The organism is Streptomyces niveus, from assembly GCF_001723055.1.
Lineage (GTDB): Bacteria > Actinomycetota > Actinomycetes > Streptomycetales > Streptomycetaceae > Streptomyces > Streptomyces niveus.
This window is the reverse complement of record NZ_MDCR01000523.1, coordinates 327-600: the sequence shown is the minus strand read 5'-3', so window position 1 is coordinate 600 and position 274 is coordinate 327. Positions and strand designations below refer to the sequence as shown.

Annotated in this window: 1 protein-coding gene; it reads left to right on the top strand. The window is 71.2% G+C overall.

Translation table 11 applies throughout. The features are described 5' to 3' along the window. The first annotated feature begins 21 nt into the window (after positions 1–21). Complete coding sequence (locus BHU15_RS38955; RefSeq protein WP_255293313.1) at positions 22–234, top strand: ketopantoate reductase family protein; 213 nt, start codon at positions 22–24, stop codon at positions 232–234. The last annotated feature ends 40 nt before the right edge of the window (positions 235–274 follow it).

Genomic DNA, 274 nt, shown 5'->3' with positions numbered 1-274 from the left:
GCCGTACTCGGCGCCGGCAGTATCGGTTGCCATCTCGGTGGTCACCTTGTCGCCGCCGGGTACGAGGTGGTGCTCATCGGTCGCCCGTCCCGCATGGACGTGTTGCGTGAGCGGGGGCTCACCCTCACCGCCTCCGGACGGGGCGCCGTTCCGTTCATCTCCCGCCGGACCGGCTGGCGTTGGCCACCGGACAGGAGGCCGTGGCCAGTGCCGACTATGTGCTGGTCACTGTGAAGAGCGCCGGAACCGGGGCCGCCGCCAGGGACATCGCCGG